This window comes from Pseudoalteromonas sp. 1_2015MBL_MicDiv (assembly GCF_002407505.1).
GTDB lineage: Bacteria > Pseudomonadota > Gammaproteobacteria > Enterobacterales > Alteromonadaceae > Pseudoalteromonas > Pseudoalteromonas fuliginea.
In genome coordinates, this window is the sequence record NZ_CP012737.1 from 3,088,061 (window position 1) to 3,107,792 (window position 19,732).

General features: G+C 36.4%; 14 protein-coding genes. 9 read left to right on the top strand and 5 right to left on the bottom strand.

What is annotated here, in order from left to right; genetic code table 11:
* Positions 1–945 precede the first annotated feature (945 nt).
* A complete protein-coding gene (locus AOR04_RS13795) occupies positions 946–3,999 on the top strand; it encodes a hypothetical protein (protein WP_096793671.1) in 3,054 nt (1,017 codons plus the stop codon).
* A gap of 234 nt (positions 4,000–4,233) precedes the next feature.
* Here the strand turns inward: AOR04_RS13795 and AOR04_RS13800 are convergent, their stop codons facing one another.
* Positions 4,234–4,911, bottom strand: coding sequence for a glutathione S-transferase family protein (locus AOR04_RS13800; protein ID WP_096793672.1), 678 nt, complete (start codon positions 4,909–4,911; stop codon positions 4,234–4,236).
* A gap of 176 nt (positions 4,912–5,087) precedes the next feature.
* Here AOR04_RS13800 and AOR04_RS13805 point away from each other — a divergent pair, with 176 nt between their 5' ends.
* Both AOR04_RS13805 and AOR04_RS13810 read left to right on the top strand, forming a co-directional pair.
* Positions 5,088–5,858 carry a DUF1223 domain-containing protein gene (locus tag AOR04_RS13805; protein ID WP_096793673.1) on the top strand — a complete coding sequence of 257 codons (771 nt, stop codon included), beginning with the start codon at positions 5,088–5,090 and terminating at the stop codon, positions 5,856–5,858.
* 306 nt (positions 5,859–6,164) lie between these two features.
* On the top strand, positions 6,165–6,845 hold the full coding sequence (locus AOR04_RS13810) for a CsgG/HfaB family protein (RefSeq protein WP_096793674.1): 681 nt from the start codon (positions 6,165–6,167) through the stop codon (positions 6,843–6,845).
* A 42-nt stretch (positions 6,846–6,887) separates the two neighbouring features.
* Here AOR04_RS13810 and AOR04_RS13815 read toward each other — a convergent pair whose 3' ends face one another.
* Positions 6,888–8,147 (bottom strand): IS4 family transposase, encoded by a 1,260-nt coding sequence (locus tag AOR04_RS13815; protein ID WP_157770546.1) that lies wholly within the window; start codon positions 8,145–8,147, stop codon positions 6,888–6,890.
* A gap of 140 nt (positions 8,148–8,287) precedes the next feature.
* Between AOR04_RS13815 and AOR04_RS13820 the strand changes: the two genes are divergently transcribed.
* The 4 genes from AOR04_RS13820 (at position 8,288) to AOR04_RS13835 (ending at position 13,087) form a co-directional block, all read left to right on the top strand.
* The gene (locus AOR04_RS13820; RefSeq protein ID WP_232525538.1) at positions 8,288–8,566 is read left to right on the top strand and encodes a DUF4810 domain-containing protein; all 279 of its coding nucleotides are present in this window, start codon (positions 8,288–8,290) and stop codon (positions 8,564–8,566) included.
* Position 8,567: 1 nt separating this feature from the next.
* Positions 8,568–9,245, top strand: a complete 678-nt coding sequence (locus AOR04_RS13825; RefSeq protein WP_007378466.1) for a DUF799 domain-containing protein — start codon at positions 8,568–8,570, stop codon at positions 9,243–9,245.
* A 296-nt stretch (positions 9,246–9,541) separates the two neighbouring features.
* Positions 9,542–11,722 (top strand): GAF domain-containing hybrid sensor histidine kinase/response regulator, encoded by a 2,181-nt coding sequence (locus tag AOR04_RS13830; protein ID WP_096793676.1) that lies wholly within the window; start codon positions 9,542–9,544, stop codon positions 11,720–11,722.
* Between the two features lie 480 nt (positions 11,723–12,202).
* Positions 12,203–13,087 carry an IS982 family transposase gene (locus tag AOR04_RS13835; RefSeq protein ID WP_096793677.1) on the top strand — a complete coding sequence of 295 codons (885 nt, stop codon included), beginning with the start codon at positions 12,203–12,205 and terminating at the stop codon, positions 13,085–13,087.
* Between the two features lie 141 nt (positions 13,088–13,228).
* Here AOR04_RS13835 and AOR04_RS13840 read toward each other — a convergent pair whose 3' ends face one another.
* The gene (locus AOR04_RS13840) at positions 13,229–14,599 is read right to left on the bottom strand and encodes a linear amide C-N hydrolase (RefSeq protein ID WP_096793678.1); all 1,371 of its coding nucleotides are present in this window, start codon (positions 14,597–14,599) and stop codon (positions 13,229–13,231) included.
* Positions 14,600–15,039: 440 nt separating this feature from the next.
* On the opposite strand from AOR04_RS13840, the gene AOR04_RS13845 reads away from it, so the two are divergent.
* Positions 15,040–15,348, top strand: a complete 309-nt coding sequence (locus tag AOR04_RS13845; protein WP_007378459.1) for a hypothetical protein — start codon at positions 15,040–15,042, stop codon at positions 15,346–15,348.
* Positions 15,349–15,419: 71 nt separating this feature from the next.
* Here the strand turns inward: AOR04_RS13845 and AOR04_RS13850 are convergent, their stop codons facing one another.
* Positions 15,420–16,421 (bottom strand): metal-dependent hydrolase, encoded by a 1,002-nt coding sequence (locus AOR04_RS13850; protein WP_096793679.1) that lies wholly within the window; start codon positions 16,419–16,421, stop codon positions 15,420–15,422.
* Between the two features lie 385 nt (positions 16,422–16,806).
* On the opposite strand from AOR04_RS13850, the gene AOR04_RS13855 reads away from it, so the two are divergent.
* Positions 16,807–17,850 carry an acyltransferase family protein gene (locus AOR04_RS13855; RefSeq protein ID WP_096793680.1) on the top strand — a complete coding sequence of 348 codons (1,044 nt, stop codon included), beginning with the start codon at positions 16,807–16,809 and terminating at the stop codon, positions 17,848–17,850.
* Positions 17,851–18,136: 286 nt separating this feature from the next.
* On the opposite strand, the gene AOR04_RS13860 is transcribed toward AOR04_RS13855, so the two are convergent.
* Entirely contained in the window at positions 18,137–19,447 is a 1,311-nt protein-coding gene (locus tag AOR04_RS13860) for a hypothetical protein (RefSeq protein WP_096793681.1), read from the bottom strand.
* Positions 19,448–19,732: the final 285 nt, after the last annotated feature.

Here is a 19,732-nt window from a genome sequence, read left to right on the forward strand (position 1 = left end):
ATTCTAGTTACGCTTACAACCAAAAAATATTACGAGCTTTGCTCGTCGCGTCAGCAAGCTGTACGCCTACAGGTAAAGCTGAACTCGGGGTTTAATATTTATTGTAGACGCCGAGCTTGCTCGCGTGTAAAGCGCAGCTTTTAATCAAATAGTTTATTCTAGTTACGCTTACAACCAAAAAACATTACGAGCTTTGCTCGTCGCGCCAGCAAGCTGTACGCCTACAGGTAAAGCTGAACTCGGGGTTTAATATTTATTGTAGCGCCGAGCTTGCTCGCGTGAAAAGCGCAGCTTTTAATCAAATAGTTTATTCTAGTTACGCTTACAACCAAAAAACATTACGATCTTTGCTCGTCGCGCCAGCAAGCTGTACGCCTACAGGTAAAGCTGAACTCGGGGTTTAATACTTATTATAGACGCCGAGCTTCCTCGCGTGAAAAGCGCAGCTTTTAATTAAATAGTTTATTCTAGTTACGCTTACAACCAAAAAAACATTACGAGCTTTGCTCGTCGCGTCAGCAAGCTGTACGCCTACAGGTAAAGCTAAACTTGGGGTTTAATATTTATTGTAGACGCCGAGCTTGCTCGCGTGAAAAGCGCAGCTTTTAATCAAATCGTTTATTCTAGTTACGCTTACAACCAAAAAACATTACGAGCTTTGCTCGTCGCGTCAGCAAGCTGTACGCCTACAGGTAAAGCTAAACTTGGGGTTTAATATTTATTGTAGACGCCGAGCTTGCTCGCGTGAAAAGCGCAGCTTTTAATTAAATCGTTTATTCTAGTTACGCTTATAACCAAAAATTAAGCACTTATGATTCAATCAATATGTTGTTTAAAATATAGCCTTGCCATTTATTTAACAGCAATTTATTCTAGGTTACAGTTGATGTAGTCGCATAAAAGGTGATCAATAAAATATAAACTAAAATCAAAAGGATTTTTAAAATGATATCACTAACATCACTTGATCGCGTTGTTCCTTCCTCATATTTAGCACCAGCTAAAGCCCACGACTTACTCGAAAGCCTATCTTCTGCCGCAAATTTAAAAAAGTACTTTAATATTGATGAAGCAAATAGCACTAAGCTTTCTGATATTATTACTTTGGTTAACAGTGCTTATGGAATTATTAAAGACCCCAATATAGATGACCTAGTCGAGGAAATAAAAAAGGTCATTGAAAATATAGTCGTACTTTTTTCAGCTGAACAAATAAAAAAAATTAAAAGCTCTGAAATTTATCAAGAAGCCTATAAAGCATTTCAACTTTGGTCTGTTCTTGAAACACCAATTGGTGAACAAACTAACGGATTAAAAAAAGAGTTTGAATTTACTAAAGAGCACAAATCAAAAATTGATCAACTTAGTGTTGGTGTAACAGCTGGTGCCTACGGGGAATTTAGTATCTCTGTTTTAAATGACACAAAGCGCCCAACATTTTTATCCAAAACACTTCCAAATGGGTTTTGCCTCGTCAATCAAGATGTAAAAGCTGCCTATGATATTAATGTATCAACATCAACCTCTGCTAATATTTTTAAAATAGGTGCCGGTTTAGATAAATCAGGTAGTGTGGAGTTTGATTCGTACTACCAAGTAAATGAAGAAACTACTAGCTATAAAACCCTGTGGAGTATGTTTAAAAAACCAGTTCGCCCTTGGAACTTGAACGATATAAACACTCAATTAGTCAAGCGTACTAGTAGTGATGCTAGAGAGGGATATCGTGCATTTTCAATTAAAATGGCATCTTCTCTAATATTATCTGGCGAATTAGAAATTGGAAAATCGCTCGCTTCAAAAACAAATCTTAAAGGGCATCTTATTGGAGTAGACGCCTCCGTAGCAGTCTCACTTTCAAGGCGCCAAGAAATAGCTGGTGACTTGGAACTTGATGTATATCGTAATGATCAACAGCAAATAGAACTATTACTAACTTTAAGAGAAACAGAGCAGACAAAAAACACCTTAAAACTAGCACTTGAAGCAGAAATTGAAGGAATGGATGCACTCGCCAAACAGTACATAGAAATGCTGCTTGGTAAAGGTAATGAACTGGTTAGTAAGCTTGAGGAATACAGTAACCCTGGCCAAATCTTGGTTGATGACATATTACATACAATTGATGAAGATACATGGTACAAGCCAATAGCCGAAATCACACTAGGACAAAATGAGATCGATGATGTAATTAAAAAGTTACTTGATGATGGGCTAATCGTGCAATTCAATAAGACATTGCTCTCAACAGAAGCGGCCCCAGACGACTTAGCAACATCTATAATTAATAGATTACTGAGTTTATTTGGTGTTGTGCAATCAAATGCTGACCCTATTTTTATGGCTGCTCAGCACAAGTCAGAAAAATATCTGTCTGAAAAAATAAAAATATTACAGCAAAAACTTCGTGAGAAAGCGGATGAGTTTGCTAACGATTTAAAAGAGAAAACAGCTTCCCAACTAAAACCTATCGCTTCGCTCGGCGATGACGTAGCACAGACGATTGCTAATTTTGATCAAAATATAGAAGCTAATTTTAATCGTGTAATAAATCGATACCAGATATTTAAAAAGAACATCACTGAAAAATTAGAAAAAGCAGCCAACATTAAGTTTGGTCTTAATTTAGAATCGATTAAACAACAACGTTTATTCGAACTTCAAAAATTAAAAATAATAATCCTACAACCAGAAAATAAACAAGTACAAACCTTATTCCGCTGTTTAGCGATAGGCGATGGGAAAAAAGCCTCATTACTTATGCAAGCATTAAACAGAGCGGGTGCAATAAACTTAATACCTATCACTACACGGTTTGAAACAGCACTTAATAGTTCAACTCGGCTGGGCCTAAACATTATTGGCTTTGATATAAGTAAAGTACGCGATATTAATCGAGACTTAACGGTTGAAGTTGATGCCAATGGTAACTTATATGTTAAACACGATTACACCATTAAAGGAACTGCATCAGGGCTTTCAGAATCCAGACAAGCAAAATTAGGAATCATCTTTGGTGTTGCGCAATCAGCATTAGATCCCGAGTTTAATGGTGCTATTTCACTTGAGTATACAAATCAAGATAACAAACTGCACAATTTAAGAGAGATTGAAGACTTCTTTGATTCCCTTGATTTGTCGACCCACCGTCATGCCGACTCTTTACCAATAGATGTACCCATACTTATTCCCGAGCAAAATATAAAAGTCGCAATTAGTCGTTATCAACATAGTATTGAAAACAGCAACATTTATACTAGTAGCGTCATAGCAATGACGATGCGTTCTGGGCATGAAGTCTATGCACAATTTGAACAGCTAAATGGCGATAAGCTATATCATAATGCAGCACGTTATTTAATTTACTTACAAAGTGGTTCGCCTTTTGAAAGGAAAGTTATTTTTAATATACTGCATTTATATGCCCTAAAAGATGAATCATATAATGATCTAAGTATATTGTTTGACCATTTATTAGATGGGGATTCTAGTAGAACCGTTGATTACCGTCGTATTAAAAAAGATTTAAAAAATACAGATAAATGGGATGACTATCTTGCGCTTGTCCCTGATTCTCAAAATGGTGCCAATGCAAATAAGTCGTGGAAGGGAGTAGCTAAACGCCTTACAACCATTGGAAAAGCTGCAAGAGCGCTAAAGCGTTTTCCAACAACATTAAAAAATGTAAAAAAAGCAGTTAAAGCATTTGATGCCAGTACAAACCATTTTGAAACGCTAGAAAAACTAAATCAAACCTTACTAAAACTCACTCACGAATTGGAAGAAGACTTAGATTATTGGATTGGGGTTAAAAGCATAACGCAAAACCTGATAGATGATTTATTCTCAAAATTAGGATGGGGTAAAGCAGGAATAAATACGCGTTTACTTATTTTTTGTATTTTACTAGAGGACTCTATCGAACATGAGAGTTCACTATTTTTAACGACCATCACGTTAAGTAATCAGTCCAACAATAGAGAAATCATTAAAATTTGATAATTAACCTGAATTCTGGTTAAGATACTTACTAACCTACTGAATTATATTGATATTTAAATTTATTTTCTCTAGCCAGAGATTTTCAGTGAAAACAAGGCGAATTTACGCGTCAATAGCTGACCTATTGCAAGTAAATTCAACGCAGTGAGCGCTGAAAATAGTTGCTTGAGGTAGAGTTATTATCCAGAGTTCAGGTTAACTAGCGGCCCATAATAAGCTCGCTTACTATAGTTATTGTTTAGGGTAATTGGAAGGGAAAAATGCTTTTTTAGCATCTTCATCAAACTCTTTTTTAAAGGCTATATCAGTACCAATTACGCGTGCACGTGCAACCGCTGGGCGGCTATCAATGCTTTCAAACCAACGTTTAAGATTAGGATAAGGCGCTAAGCCCTCTTCACCTAATACAACCGACGCTTTATCAATCCACCCCCATGCAGATACATCAGCAATGGTATATGTATCACCCACAATAAAGTCACGACCTTCAAGGTGCGTATCAAGCACTTCGTAGTGACGCTGTGCTTCACGCAAATATCGATTAACCGCGTAATCAAGCCCTTCTGGCGCCATATGTCTAAAGTGTACACTTTGCCCAGAATACGGACCCAAACCAGATGCAATAAACATTAACCACGACAGCATTTCAGCGCGGTCTTCGCCCTTGCCTTCTAGCTTTGCATATTTTTCAGAAAGGTACATTAAAATAGCATTCGAATCGAACACACGCGTTTCACCATCAACAATGGCAGGTGCTTTAGCGTTTGGATTAATTGCTTTAAATTCAGGTGTATGTTGCTCACCTTTCAAAGTATCAAGAGGAACAAGCTCAAACGGCAAGCCTGTTTCTTCTAAAAAGAGTGCCACCTTCATTGGGTTAGGCGTATGGTGAAAATAAAATTTAATCATGTAAAGTCCCTCAATAATTGAACAATGATTAAAGCACAGCTTGAGCGGGTGTTCAAATTAAGTTTTAACTAAGTAAAATACACAGTTAAAACGTGATTTAATTGTGAGTATTCCGTGATACTTCAATCGTAAAAATCACTTATGCTAAAAAAAAATAAACTTTTGTAAGAAGTAATATGCCTTTTAAAGCACTATCCCATCCATTTTTAATCTCACTTGTTGGGTTAATAATTTTTTGCTTTCAAAGCCAAGCTGCTGAGCAAGTAACTATTTCCAGTACAGCTAATCCGACTACCTTTTTAGAGCTTTACACATCGCAAGGTTGCAGTAGCTGCCCACCAGCAGAGCGCTGGATCTCAACGTTTACAGATGATGAAAAACTATGGACTGATTTAATCCCTATTAATTTTCATGTTACTTATTGGGATTATTTAGGATGGAAAGACCCGTTTGCCTCTGCTCTTTTTAGTAAAAGACAACGCACGTATAAGGCACTCGGTAAAAGTAGGATTGTAGCTACTCCAGGATTTATGGTTAACGGCAACGGGTGGCAAGGTTGGTTTTATAAACAAGCTATTCCCGTAGCTAAAGCCCGTTATTTAGGTAATTTAAAAGCGACTATAAACAACAGTAAAATTAACCTCGAATACGATACCGTTAATACCAAAGATAATACTAACCAAAACTTAATAGCCCATGTAGCTCTGTTAGGCTTTGGCATAGAAACACAAATACACAGCGGCGAAAACGCAGGCCATAAGTTAAAGCACGACTTTGTTGTTATTGGCTACGAGCAAAGTGACATGCAGACCAAGCAGCAATTATCATTAACTGACTTAACCCTGCCTCGCGCTAAAAAAATATCGCCAACAAAGCAAGCCTTAGTGTTTTGGGTATCTAAAAAAGGCGACCCTACCCCACTTCAAGTTGCAGCCGATTGGTTTTAAAAATTAAAGTTAATTGAATAAAATTACTAATTAACAACTCAGCGCGCAATAAATGTCCTTGTATATCAACTATAGAAAAAGGCTTTAAATAATTTAAAAACTAATGAATTAGCATTATTATTACAAAGAATTTATTCTTTTTTATTGTGTGTATCTGTATAAAACTTAAATAACATTCTATTTACATCGACTTTTGTTTATAAAGTAAGTTGAATGGACTCTTGAAATAAGTAATTGACTTATAAGTATAAAAATCAAGCGCCTATCAATAAAAACTTCTGCAATTATCTATATGGACAAAAATTTATGCGAATTAACCAAAGCCACATTAAAACAATTGTAATCGCTGCAATTACAGCTTCCTTTTTAGCTGGGTGTGCTACAACATCATCAAAAGTAATAGAAACACCAACTGTTGCTAGCTATAACACAACCTACTCAGGTACAAAAAGCAAACTAGTCGTAGGTCAGTTTGTAAACCGTTCGAGCTTTCAAAATGGTATATTTTCATCAGGGCAAGACCGTTTAGGCAGCCAAGCAAAAACCACACTAATGAGCCACTTACAACAAACAAATCGCTTTAGTGTGCTTGATCGCGACAATATGGCAGCCCTTGCAAAAGAAGCAAAGTTAACAGGTACAAAACAAGTTCTTAGCGGTGCTAAATTTGTTGTAACTGGTGATGTAACAGAGTTTGGCCGTAAAGCTATTGGCGATCGCCAACTTTTTGGTTTATTGGGTAAAGGTAAATCGCAAATTGCTTATGCCAAAGTAACGCTTAATGTTGTTGATGTTACTACATCAGAAGTTATTTATTCAGTGCAAGGTGCTGGTGAATACAGCCTATCAGAACGTGAAGTTATTGGTTTTGGTAGCACAGCTTCATACGATGCCACATTAAATGGCAAAGTACTTGACCTAGCTATTCGCGAAGTCGTTAACAAGTTAGTTACTGGTCTTGAAGCTGGCCAATGGGGCAATAAATAATGAAAAAGCTAATTACCTTAGCATTTGTTCATAGCTTAGTTCTTAAGGAACACAGACCGTGTGACTTCCTATCTTAAAACGGCAAATATCATTGTTTTTCTCAATGCTTTGCCGCTTACAATTTACCGCTAGTAGCTCAAATACACGATGTATCTTATGGCTGCACCGTGTTTGTTCTATGCAATCCAGAATATCATCCAACCAAAGATAACTGCACTTACTCGCTCTAAATGTCGAGATCGCACACTTAAACATACCCGCTGCACTATGGCAGATAAAACGCTTGATAAGTGTTTGCAGTATGCTCAGCCAAACCAATGATTCGGCAATATGAGGATCTCGTGTGATGAACCCTTTAAGATTATTCCATGACTTTAGTTCTTTGAAAAACAACTCAATTTGCCAACGAGTTGCATATATATCGAGTAGTTCGTCAAAGCTAAACTGTGCCTCTTTTAAATTAGTAACAAGGAAAACGGGGCGCTTTTCATTCGGTAAATAGATAAGCCTGTACTCGGGCCCATTTTTCTTCCAACGTACTGTTAATTCAAGTGGTTGGCTTGCGAATTTATCGAGTAACGTTTTGATTTTAATGTTTTTTTCTTTAATTTCTATACCCGCGCAATAAGCTGATGTAACGATTGGGTTAATGTTTTTATTTGCTCTGATCAAAAAATATCCGCCATCTTGAGCTACTTGCTCAAAGTAATCTAAGTCAAAATACCCAGCATCAGCAAGTAATAACGTATCTTCAAGTGTGTGGCTACCTGGTAAAAAGGCGCGCTCAGTTTCAACATCAGGACGAATATCTATTTCGCAGGGTTGTTCATTAAATAGGTCATAGGTAACGTGCAACTCAATTGCGGCAGGACTTACAGCAGTAAAACGACCAGCAAAAACCTGCGCTAATTCATCATGTAGAGCAAATGAAGAACCATCTTGCAATAACACTCGCTGTATTCCTCGCTGGGTAAAAAAGGTTTTATCCAGCGTGTTTACAGTCAATTTAGACATCGCTTGAATAACGAGCTCACGGACAAGCTCAGTCAAGGCTGGTTTTCGAATTTGATTATGAAAGGGTTTATAACTTATCGTGCAATCAGCCTGCGTTCGCAAGTTTTGATGGATATCTGACAAGTTAGCGTCTTGCAGGCAAGATAAGCTTTTAAATACGGCTTTGAGCAGAGAAACGATCGACAGGCAACGGTGTCGAACTTGAAATCCAGAGGTTTTTGCAAGCTCAATGAGGTGTTTTTCTGAGATAAGGGCTTTTAATTGGTTTGAAACTTGGTTAATCTGCATGTGAACTCTGTTTTTAGTCATGTTTTTATTGGCGTAACTATTTGATCATTAACAGAGTTCAACTTCAAGTTTTCTTAAGATCCAACCTATGAGCATTTGTTTGTATAGCCCTAACAGGTTGTAACGCAACGAAAGAACCTATTTACTATTACGGCGACTATAGCACTGCCGTATACGCCTATTTAAAAGCAGATGACGTAACAGCCGAAGAGCAAATTAGTATGCTTGAGCAAATTATTGTCGATGCCGCAAACAAAAGTAAGAATGTTGCGCCTGGCCTACATGCTCACCTAGGTATGCTGTATTTTGAAACGGGTAATCCTTCATTAGGTACTACTCACTTCGAAACTGAGAAATCACTTTTCCCAGAATCAGTTCATTACATCGACTTCCTTCTAAAATCTGCGAAAGGCGCTTAATATGCTTAATTTAAAATCATACACAGCGATCGCATTAGTCGCATTACTCGCTGGTTGTGTTTCACCTCCACCAGCACATGACTACACAGCATTTAAACAAGCAGACCCTCACTCTGTTATTATTTTACCTCCGCTAAATAATACACCGGAAGTAATTGCACCATACAGTGTGATGACTCAAATGGTCGCGCCCATAGCTGAGTCGGGTTTCTATGTTTTTCCTGTTGCTTTAGTTGAGCAAACCTTTAAAGGTAATGGCCTCACTGTTGCAAGCGACGTGCACCAAGTACCGGTAAATAAATTACATGAGATTTTTGGTGCAGACTCTGCGCTTTACATCACTATTGAAGAATACGGTACTAGCTATGTTGTTATTTCTAGCGAAACTGCTGTTACTGTATCTGCTTCATTAGTTGATTTACGCACTGGCGAGCAATTGTGGCAAGGTAAAGCAAGAGCCTCTTCCGCTGAACAACAAAGTAATGGCGGTGGTGGCCTTGTAGGTATGCTTGTTATTGCAGCAATTAATCAAATTGCTGAAACTGTAACCGATAAAGGCTTTGAAATCGCAGCAATGACTTCAACACGCTTACTTTCTTCAGATGTTTACAACGGCTTGTTATATGGACCTCGTTCACCTAATTATGGCCAACCAGCACCAAGCGAAAAGAAAAAATAACTTTTATTGTTATTAACCTAAAGTTTGAAAAGGCCGAACCATTAAATGGGGTTCGGCCTTTTTAATAAAAGCTTACCTAGCTAAAAATCTTAGCAAAGTTACTTTTAAGTATTTAGTGCAGATTTTAAAATACGAGTTTAAAAACTAATATTAGTCACAATAGAAAAAACATTCCAAAAAAGTAATAATGGAGTAGCAAAATACAGAATCTATTTATTAGCCTGATTTACATGTTTAAGTTGTCATTATCACTAAATTACTCTTATAGTGAATCTATATAAATATTGAGCAATACTATGATAAAAGCACAAATACCAGTAGACGAAGAATCTAGATTAAAAGCCCTGTATGAATATGAAATATTAGATACTGAAGCCGAAAAAGTATTTGATGATTTAACTCAACTTGCTTCTGATATTTGTGAAGTCCCCATATCACTTATAAGCTTAGTTGATCCACAAAGGCAGTGGTTTAAATCAAAGTATGGTATCGATGTAGACTCCACCGAAAGAGATATCGCATTTTGCTCTCATACAATACTGCAAGACCAAGTATTTGAAATACAAAACGCTCTACTTGATGAACGTTTTTATGATAACCCTCTAGTAACCAGCGATCCAAACATTCGGTTTTATGCGGGCACACCGCTAGTTACACCTAGTGGCAGCACAATTGGTACATTATGTGTTATCAGCGACCAGCCAAAAAAGCTAACTCAAACACAAATTAACGCACTGAAAATACTTGGCAAAGAAGTTATCGCACAACTTGAGCTCAGGTTAAACAACAGAAAGCTGGCCACTGCATTAAAACAACAACAAATACATAATAAAAATCTTGAAGAACTAAAAAAAGAAGCTGATACAGCTAACACTCTAAAAGGTCGATTTTTAGCAAATATGTCGCACGAGCTAAGAACTCCGCTGCACGGCATTTTAAATTTAGCTGAGTTTGGACTGGCAGAGACTTCAAATATAGAAAAAGATAACGCCTTAAAAAGTATTTTAAGCTCCGCAAATATACTCTCAAATATTGTAAATGACATTTTAGACTTTTCAAAAATTGAAGCGGGTAAATTAAATATTGAGAATATTAACTTTAACCTGAGCGAAGTCATTAACAATGTAATTAATCCACTAATGAAACAAGCCACAGATAAAGGCATAAAATTTATTCCATCGATAGATAAAAATATCGCTACAACCTTAAAAGGCGATCCAGTCAGAATTTCACAAATTTTAAATAACTTATGCTCAAATGCGATTAAATTTACACAACAAGGCCAGGTAGAGTTTAAAGTCACTGTAAAAGAGAACTCCTTAAACACCCAAAATATTGTATTTGAAATAATCGATACAGGTATTGGTATTAGTAAAGCTGCACAGCAAAATTTATTTAAAGAGTTTCATCAGGCTGATTCATCTACATCTAGAAAGTACGGGGGCACGGGCCTTGGCCTCTCCATTTGCACCAAGCTAAGTGATTTAATGAATGGCAAAATCAACTTCACGAGTAAAGAAGATAAAGGTTCTGTATTTACTTACCAACAAAGCTTTGAAACATCAGAACTCGATGAATTATTAAAACCAAATAAAGAAATAACCGATTTACAAGGGTGTACTATTTTGGTTGCCGAAGACAATAAAGTAAATCAAGTTGTCGTAAGTAAAATGCTACAAGCCCATAATGCGAAAGTAATATTTACCGAAAATGGCAAAGAATGCGTTGATTACTTTTTTGCCAACCATGTTGATTTGATTTTTATGGACATTCAAATGCCAGTGATGGATGGAGTGCAAGCCACTAAAATAATTAGAGCGCAACAAACAGGTAAAACAACGCCAATTATTGCCATGACAGCCAACACCATGAAACAAGATATTGAACACTATTTAGATATTAGTATGGATGGCTATTTAACGAAGCCATTTAATAAAGAGCATTTAAATAGCTTGCTCAATGTCTATAATCCAAAAAACTCAAATATCAAAAATTTAGCAGTTAAAGTTAGTAACCCAAACATTACGAGTGAACGTAAGCTAAAACAGATATGCAATGAGCTAAAAAAGTTAATTTCAAATGCCGACAGAGTCAGTCTCGGGTTGTTTAATCACGACTATACTGCCATTAATAGCTTAATTTGCCTTGATGAAAAAAATGAGATTGTAAGTAATGTAGTTTTAAAAGCTGAAGACTTTCCTGCATACTTTGACTATATTTTAGAGCATAAAGTATTAGACGCATCAGATGCAAGAAAACACGAAATCACTAAAAACTTAACCAAGGTTTATTTTGAACCATCAAACATTTACTCCTTGCTTGATTACATCTACTTTATTGGTAACAAACCGCTAGGTGTTATTTGTTGTGAAAGTGTTGGCTCAAAAATTTCATGGAGCCATGCAGATAAACTGTCACTTATTAAAGTAGCTGATGTAACAACCTTGTTTTTATCCAAGCAGCTTAAACTTTTATAAGACTTATTTATAGCCTGCTTCACCCTAATAAACATAGCGATATAAGGCTCGCAAAGATGACTAATCAAGCAACCTATTTTAAATCTTAATAAGCTTTATAAAAAAGCGCATAAACTCGCTTAACTCACCACTTAAAAAGATAGCTTTCATAAGCGACATCTACAATAAAGCTGCGCTAACCTCAATCCAATAATACGGCAGTTTAGAGCATTACAAAGGCCCGTGCTTAAACTTGGAAAAATCAAAGCGAAGCTATGTCGTGCAATAAAGTGAAATATTTTTATTCCTACTTTACTGCTACATTTATTTACTATGCTGATACTTTTTCAGCCCAATTAGTGAGCTTTGTTAAAATTATTTTTAACAGGTGCTTTGTTATATACAGTAGTTAACCTGAATCTCGTTTAAGAAATTGAACTAAATGCCTGTTCCGAGATCCGATCTTTCGACCAAAAACGATTGGATAAGCAAGGAACAGGCATGATTAAATTAGTTGAATTATTTTGCGATGTCGATGATTTTTGCAAAGTATTTATACCCCAATGGGAAAAACAATTATTCGAAGATGGCACCCAAAAACGTCAGCGTTCAGGACGTATGACGACCAGTGAAATTATGACTATTGTTATTAGTTTTCATATGTCACATCACCGAGATTTCAAAAATTACTACCTTGGCTATGTATCACTTATGTACAAAAGTGAATTTCCCAACTTGCTCAGTTACACACGATTTTTAGCCGTTATGCCGAGGGTAATTGTGCCGATGTGTGCCTATTTCACTTCACTTAAAGGTAAACCCACAGGCGTTGAATTCATTGACTCCACATGTATTAAGGTGTGCCATAACATTCGTATTCCAAGACACAAAACCTTTGATGGAATAGCTCAGCGTGGCAAAGGAACAATGGGATGCTTTTATGGCTTCAAACTACATTTAATCGTTAATCACCATGGTGAAATTGTTGCTGCGAAAGTGACAACAGGAAATGTACATAATACTCAACCAGTCCGTGAATTAGCGAGCTGCCTGACGGATAAATTATATGGTGACAAAGGGTATTTAAGTAAAGCTTTAGAAGCCGATTTACTCGATAAAGGGGTAAAGCTCATTACGACGGTTCGCAAAAATATGAAGGCAAAAGCGATGTCATTATGGGATAGAGCAATGCTTTCAAAACGCTTTATAATCGAAACAATTAATGACCAGCTCAAGAACATATCCTTCATTGAACATTCAAGACATCGGAGTATGAACGGCTTTATGTTGAATTTAGTCGCTGGATTGGTAGCTTATTGCTTTAAAGAAAATAAGCCACACCTTAATTTAACTGACGTAGAGCTTAACGCATTAGTTATCGCTTAAGCAGAACTCAGGTTAAATATCATCACAATTCAAAATTTTAGTAAATTTCAGCCAGAGTTCGTGCTAAATAGGAATTCAAAAAACGAACTATTATTAATTTTAAAATGAAACCTATCTAGCACTTATTTTTCAAATATAAGATTAAGAGTTTTTATTTAATTGGGTTGTTATATCCATAGATTTAATATATGTGTCTAACTGATGAGTGTAATTTTTTAAACCTTCAAGCTCTAACTCCATCAAATTAATGCTAAATACTTGCGGTGATTGGTACATTCTAACTGAAAATATTTTATTTTTTAAATCAGATACAGTAACCCACTGTGTGAAATCATGGACATTTTCGCCTTGTGAATCTCGACTTGTTCCCAATGGAATATCGACCGTGTTTAATATATGAAAAGCCAGCGTAGTCGCATCTTCTTTTCCTACTTTAATATTGTTGTTTATTGAGGGCACTTCTTTCATTAATTCAGCATCTTTGGCTACATTAGACTTAAAATCATTAGCTTCATCTATTTCATATTGGGACGTGAATTGTGTAACTGGAAATGAAAAATTAGTCATCATTGCCGCTCTCACAAAACGATCAACAGGTGTTGAACTTCCAGGAACACCTGAAAATCCAGTTCCTTGCGCATAGGAGTTACACTGAAAATTAGAGGCTGCACTTTCATATGCACTTACACTCGGTGTCGTTGGCTCTCCTTGTTCATTCTGAAAATTAAATGGCATTACATTTACATAGTTATAACGAACATTTTCTTGTTGCCAAGCAATTAAAGGATCATTAGTAAGAACACCGATTGGATTAAGGTCTGTTATGGTTAGCTTCCCTTGAGCATATTCTAAAACAATGCTATTCCCTTCAGCATCATGCACAGGAAAATGAAACTTCATTGCATTTGGAGCTTTAGAAAAAGGACTAACAACTAAAATTTTATCTTTTTTATCTGAATCGCATTCTTTTAAATCAGATCCACCTTTGTTTAACACCAATTTGTCATAGTCCAATCCATTAATAACATCTTGGCAAGTGCTACAACTTGATAATATCCACGCAGGAAGGCTAGGGTAGTAAATAATATCTTGATTGTTACAAGTTTTTGATATTGGATATTGGTACTCACTTTGTGCTAACACCATAGATCCGGTAGTTAAGCCTTCTGTGTTTAATCCGTTAGTGGCTATATTCGCAAATGTCTCTTCTACACCTAAAGTTTCAGCTATAGCAAGCTTAAACCCATTCATAGCAACAAAGCCATAATCACCAGTCCAAGCAAGGAGGTGTTTATTAATAACATCAATATCGTCACGAAGTACAAATTGTGCAGAGTCATCCTGTAAATCTGACTGACTCGATGTTAAGGTAATTTGCTTATATATATACTTTTTAGGCCTAAAAAATAGTTCTGATTTTAAATCTGGCCCCAACTCCATTGAACGGCCTATCACTGGAATACTTTTTTGAAAATTAGAATTTACGGCTTTAATTGAGAAATCTGTACACATCGTGATTTTCCTTATATTAACTATTAAAATAAAATTTACTGTATTTATATTTTTCAGTAAGATTTAAGTTAACAGCTATTAATACAAAGACCTATTACAGCTTATTACACAAGATCGGAACACAAAGTTTAAAGCGCTGACTTTTCATCTCGCCATAATATAAATATCAACTTATACCGGCCTCAACACTTTTAAATAAAACAACAAAAAACCTAATAAAGCCAGAAACTAAAGATTCGTCAAACTAACGCAGAAAAAGCTTGAATAAGGTTTATCTTCTGCGTCACTGTAGTAAAAATTACTTTTACGAACTCACACCCAAATACATACTTATACCAAATCATCATCAGTATTTGCTGGGTGTTGTTACCAACCTACAAGCTTGCGTATAATGCCCCCATTCCGGCTGCATTTTTTAGCCGCTAACTTGGATTTTAATAATGAAAAAACTCTCTGCGGTGCAAATAAAACAGCAAGCACTTGTACTTAATACAGCTGAAAAATTAGAAGAACTAGGCCGCGCTGAGCTCCCAGGCATGCTGCAATGCTGGTTTGATGTTCAATATCATTTATTTCCAAGTTCACTACTTTTGTGTTTTCAGTTTGAAAGCGAGCAAGCTTTAGCGGCCGCAGAGCCAAATTTATTAAAATGGCAAAAACGCTTAAGTGGCGAAATGCTTAAAAAAGGCGTTATTTTAAAAGATATGCGCAAGCATTTAATATTTACGCTCAAAGGGCCTGATGACTAAATTAGGCTTAGGTAATAGTGAGCAATCCCAACTAAAACCCATGATTAAAAAAGTGGATACGCCACGCTCGTTTATAAATCGATATTTGGATCTGTAATACGAGCAAAAACCAGCTTAAGCTTATCTAGCGGCAATCGATTACTGAGCTTCTGATATTGCCCTGGGATCAACTGCTGATCTTTTTGTTCAGCAACCACAAATGAAAATACATAGTTGCCCTCTACCCCCATTCTTAAATCACTAATAACAACCTGTTCATTTTGTTGATAAACACCGTAAAGCCCTTTGGTAAATCGTTTTAATAACACGATCTGCTTTGCATCATTGAGCTTAGTTAGCAACGCGTTTTCTGTAGGGTAAAATTGAATATTAACGTTTTTAACTTCATCAAACACAGATACATAAATCTCATAATGACCTTGCTTAGTAATAGCCACAGCGCGCCACAGCAAAGTATTAAGCGGAGTCGGCGTGCTTTCAAAATGTGAGAATGTGATGTTTTTTTGATTCAGCGCCTGATAAATTTTACTATTAATGTAGTATTTAGCCGTAAAGCCCCAAATTAAATACAACGAACTAATGACTAACGCGCTCGTGTTTATAAGTTGTGCATGCGGTCGCATACGTGCAAAACACAGCGCTATACAAGACAACACTAGAGGCAAAGTATACGCAGGGTCAATAATAAATATACTCGAAATACTAAAAGGATATGTCGACAACGGCCATAACAACTGCGTACCGTAAACGGTAAAATTATCGAGTAATGAATGCGTACTTAAAATTAAAAAAATGCCAGCCGACCAACGCGTCATCGTTATACATTTAGCCCAATTCATTTTGAGTAAAAGCCACGCAAATAAGGGGCTCAATAACAGCTGTATAAACAAAGAATGACTAAAGCTACGATGATAAACAAAATTTTCAACATCGCCACCAAAATTAATTAGCACATCTAAATCTGGTAAAGTGCCAAACGCCGCCCCAATTAATAAAGATTTGCGACCTAATTTACTGCCCAATGTTGCATAAGCAACTGCACTGCCAAGCACCACTTGTGTGAGTGAATCCAATTAAATCCCCTTTTTTCAAATCAATTAAAGCACGCATTATAATGTACTGCTTCGCAGGCTCTGTCGATCTTAAAAAATAGACACTTGTTGGGTTTGGCAAAATATATATTAGCGAGAAAGACGCAAAGTGAGACCTCTCAAGCGACTCATTATCTATTGCATCGTGTTTGGATTAGCAATTAAAAGACACTAAATCGCTGCGTTATAAAATGAAAAAGGCAAGATACAAAAAGCTCAAGGTGGCATTTTGGCGATAAATTTGGAGTAGTAAGATTTACCTCGTTTAAATTTATAAGCCCTGAATACGTATGTAATGGGTATCTATCGCACCACCTGAACAGTAACATAATTATAACGTATATTTAACGAGCGATGATTTTTGTCTATGTCTTCATATATTTCTCATTTACAAGCCTTTAGAGGCATTGCGATTTTAAGTATTGTCGCAGCACATGCGTGGTCATTTGCTATTTTTTGGACTGGCGATTTAGATTCTCTCGGTTTAAAAACGCTTTTTTACTCAACTGAACTATTGTTTCACGGCAGCACACTATACTTCGCCATTATCTCGGGATTACTTTTCAGCAAAATTTTACAGAATAAAGGGTGGATTTCATTTTATAAGAGTAAAATACTTAATGTTGTTTTACCCTATGTTGCCGCAAGCACAATAGCGACAGCTGTGTACTGGCAATATTATCTTGCTGATGGTGCAGCAATCGATATATCGTTTATTATCACAGTCGCCACAAACCTAGTATCCGGAACCGCAGCTATTCAATTTTGGTACATCCCGATTTTATTAGTACTTTTCATATTGACACCATTGCTAGATTTTGTGAATAAACGCACACCAAAGCTGATGTTTTTTCTTGCATGCGTGCCCTTGGTTATATCCCGCAGCGCCTTTCCTGATTTTCTAAGCATGCAGAGTTTGGTGTATTTTTGTGGTGCATATTGTTTCGGAATGATAATAGGGAGTCATTACGAAAAGACAATGGCTAAGGTCAATCAATATAAAACGTGGTTAATCGCTTTTATTGCCTTGATCAGCGCAGCCATCCTTACCCAATATATTAATGAATATAAAGTAGATGGGTGGTATTCATCTCGACAAACTCTTTTCTACATTCAAAAAATATTAGCTTGTTTACTACTCTTAAAGTGGCTTCAAAATATTGAAACACGTCTACCCAAAACCATATGCAACATTGGTGAATATTCGTTTTCTATTTATTTTTACCATGTTTTCTTCGTTGGTTTTCTAATTATGGGCCTGCAAGACTATATTCAAAGTCATCGAGATGCTTTCATTATCGGCTTATTAGGTATTGCAAATATGATTATTGGTGTCGGTGCAACGATGGCCTTCGCATGGCTAATAAAGAAACCAATAGGGCGACACTCACGAAAGCTAATCGGTACCTAACGTATTGGTACAATTAAATAAGGGTTGTGGTGAGTACTTGTCGTTCGGATAAAAATGTGGGGTTCCTCAAGGTTTGGTCCTTTTGGATTTCAAGTAAAAAATTTGTCATGCCAAACACCGCCTACTAAAAAAGTAACTTAACAGTAAAGTGGAGTGCTTATGTTACGGTGTCATTAATTGAGAGCATTGGTGTTATCCAATAAACCTTCATAACTATTAAAAGCAAAAATATCATAATTTATAAGGCCACAAATGTGGCCTTATAATACAAAATTAAACGTAATTATTAATCTAATTCAGCATTTAAAAATACATATACGTAATTACTAAATTCAGGCTTAGTTAAATGCCCGCCTTCAGTAATCGTATCTAAAAGCTTTGCATAACTGTTTGCATCAGTTGCATTACCTGCGTAACCAAACAGAAATAATGTGAGTTCTTCTAATATAACTTCATCAGTAGGTTCAGGAAACACAGTACCAAAAGATAAATCTGGAATTTGACCGCTTATGCCACCTCTTATTGTCCAATCAAATCGGCTTTCTGCTTCATCATCAACCAAAAAGCTGTAATCCCATACTGCTCTTGCAAATCGGCTATCAACATTACTAAAATCAAAGCTTGAATCATTGCTTTCAGTAAATTGAAGTAAACTGAATCCTAAGTCTTCGGTTATAGTAGGTAGCTCTGTCAACTCATAACTACCATCTGAATCTACACTACTTCGAGCATAACTATGCATGTCGATTCGGGCACCATCAACTGTTGTTGGCTCAACCGATGAATCTGTTTGTACATAAAAGTTATGCTCAGTCACCGTTGGGAAAACAAATAGCGGTTCAGGGGAGTTAATGTATGTAAACTGTACAAACTCATAGGAATTTATATCTTCTATATACCCTCGAGTACTAACAGAAGTTGCATTAAAACTGCCTTGATTAGCCACCTCTACACCATCATGGCTAAAATCTGTATCCGTTATTTTTATCACAGACGCATTTTGCGGAACTTCAATAACAGCCACTTTAGCGTCATTTGAAAAGTAAGATTTTGCGGTAAGGTAAAGGTTTTCTGTAGTTGGGCAAATAAAAACAGAATCTGAAATTTCTGAGCCTTCGTATTGATACACCCTGTAATCATTAGGTATTGTATTTAGTTCAGATGTATCTATGCTCACTGCGCGACAACCACAGTTTTCGCTAAACTTATTAAAATGGTATTTACCTAAATTAGTTCTATTTTCAATATCAAGCTCTGTAAATATGTGCCTATAAGCACCATCGGCTTCATCAACAACATCACCCAGTACTGATACATGTTTTGTACCAGAAGGTAGTTCACCTGAAAAACTACCTTGGGCGTCGGTTTTAACAGAGCCGATAGCATCACCATCATCATTGTGAAATACCACATCAGTTTGATACGCAGAATCGGTTCCACACTGGCGAGTTAATGTTTGTAATGAAATGGTTTGAAGCTGAGCAGTGCTGCCGCCATTTGATGAGCTTACAGAGTTCCCTTCTGATGAAGAGCCGCCACATGCGCTGAGCGTTAAAGAAAGTGCAATAGCGAGTGGGGTAAGTATAAATTTATTCATTTTTATTAGTCCATTATGTTTATTCCATTTCATTATCTCAATTTAATTAGGTCAAAAACAGGTTAGCAAGTAACTAAATTGAAATAATTTGTAAACAAAAATAAAACATACACCTCACAAACAAAGCCAACAAATAGTCATCCCTGCAAAGTTAAACATTTATTAAAGCTAAAGTTACTCGCTAAAACCTAGAATACAGAAGAATGCTAAGTGTCAGGTCTTGTTTCTTGCCAAGACCAAAACAAGTATCACGTTTAACACCTTTCCCCGTCACCATGCCCTGAA

What these genes read in the sequence shown, in the direction of transcription:
- AOR04_RS13840 (WP_096793678.1), bottom strand. Translation starts at nt 14,599, where the DNA reads ATGTGTACAGATTTCTCAATTAAAGCCGTAAATTCTAATTTTCAAAAA.
- AOR04_RS13845 (WP_007378459.1), top strand. Translation starts at nt 15,040, where the DNA reads ATGAAAAAACTCTCTGCGGTGCAAATAAAACAGCAAGCACTTGTACTT.
- AOR04_RS13810 (WP_096793674.1), top strand. Translation starts at nt 6,165, where the DNA reads ATGCGAATTAACCAAAGCCACATTAAAACAATTGTAATCGCTGCAATT.
- AOR04_RS13830 (WP_096793676.1), top strand. Translation starts at nt 9,542, where the DNA reads ATGATAAAAGCACAAATACCAGTAGACGAAGAATCTAGATTAAAAGCC.
- AOR04_RS13825 (WP_007378466.1), top strand. Translation starts at nt 8,568, where the DNA reads ATGCTTAATTTAAAATCATACACAGCGATCGCATTAGTCGCATTACTC.
- AOR04_RS13860 (WP_096793681.1), bottom strand. Translation starts at nt 19,447, where the DNA reads ATGAATAAATTTATACTTACCCCACTCGCTATTGCACTTTCTTTAACG.
- AOR04_RS13805 (WP_096793673.1), top strand. Translation starts at nt 5,088, where the DNA reads ATGCCTTTTAAAGCACTATCCCATCCATTTTTAATCTCACTTGTTGGG.
- AOR04_RS13855 (WP_096793680.1), top strand. Translation starts at nt 16,807, where the DNA reads ATGTCTTCATATATTTCTCATTTACAAGCCTTTAGAGGCATTGCGATT.
- AOR04_RS13835 (WP_096793677.1), top strand. Translation starts at nt 12,203, where the DNA reads ATGATTAAATTAGTTGAATTATTTTGCGATGTCGATGATTTTTGCAAA.
- AOR04_RS13795 (WP_096793671.1), top strand. Translation starts at nt 946, where the DNA reads ATGATATCACTAACATCACTTGATCGCGTTGTTCCTTCCTCATATTTA.
- AOR04_RS13800 (WP_096793672.1), bottom strand. Translation starts at nt 4,911, where the DNA reads ATGATTAAATTTTATTTTCACCATACGCCTAACCCAATGAAGGTGGCA.
- AOR04_RS13815 (WP_157770546.1), bottom strand. Translation starts at nt 8,147, where the DNA reads ATGCAGATTAACCAAGTTTCAAACCAATTAAAAGCCCTTATCTCAGAA.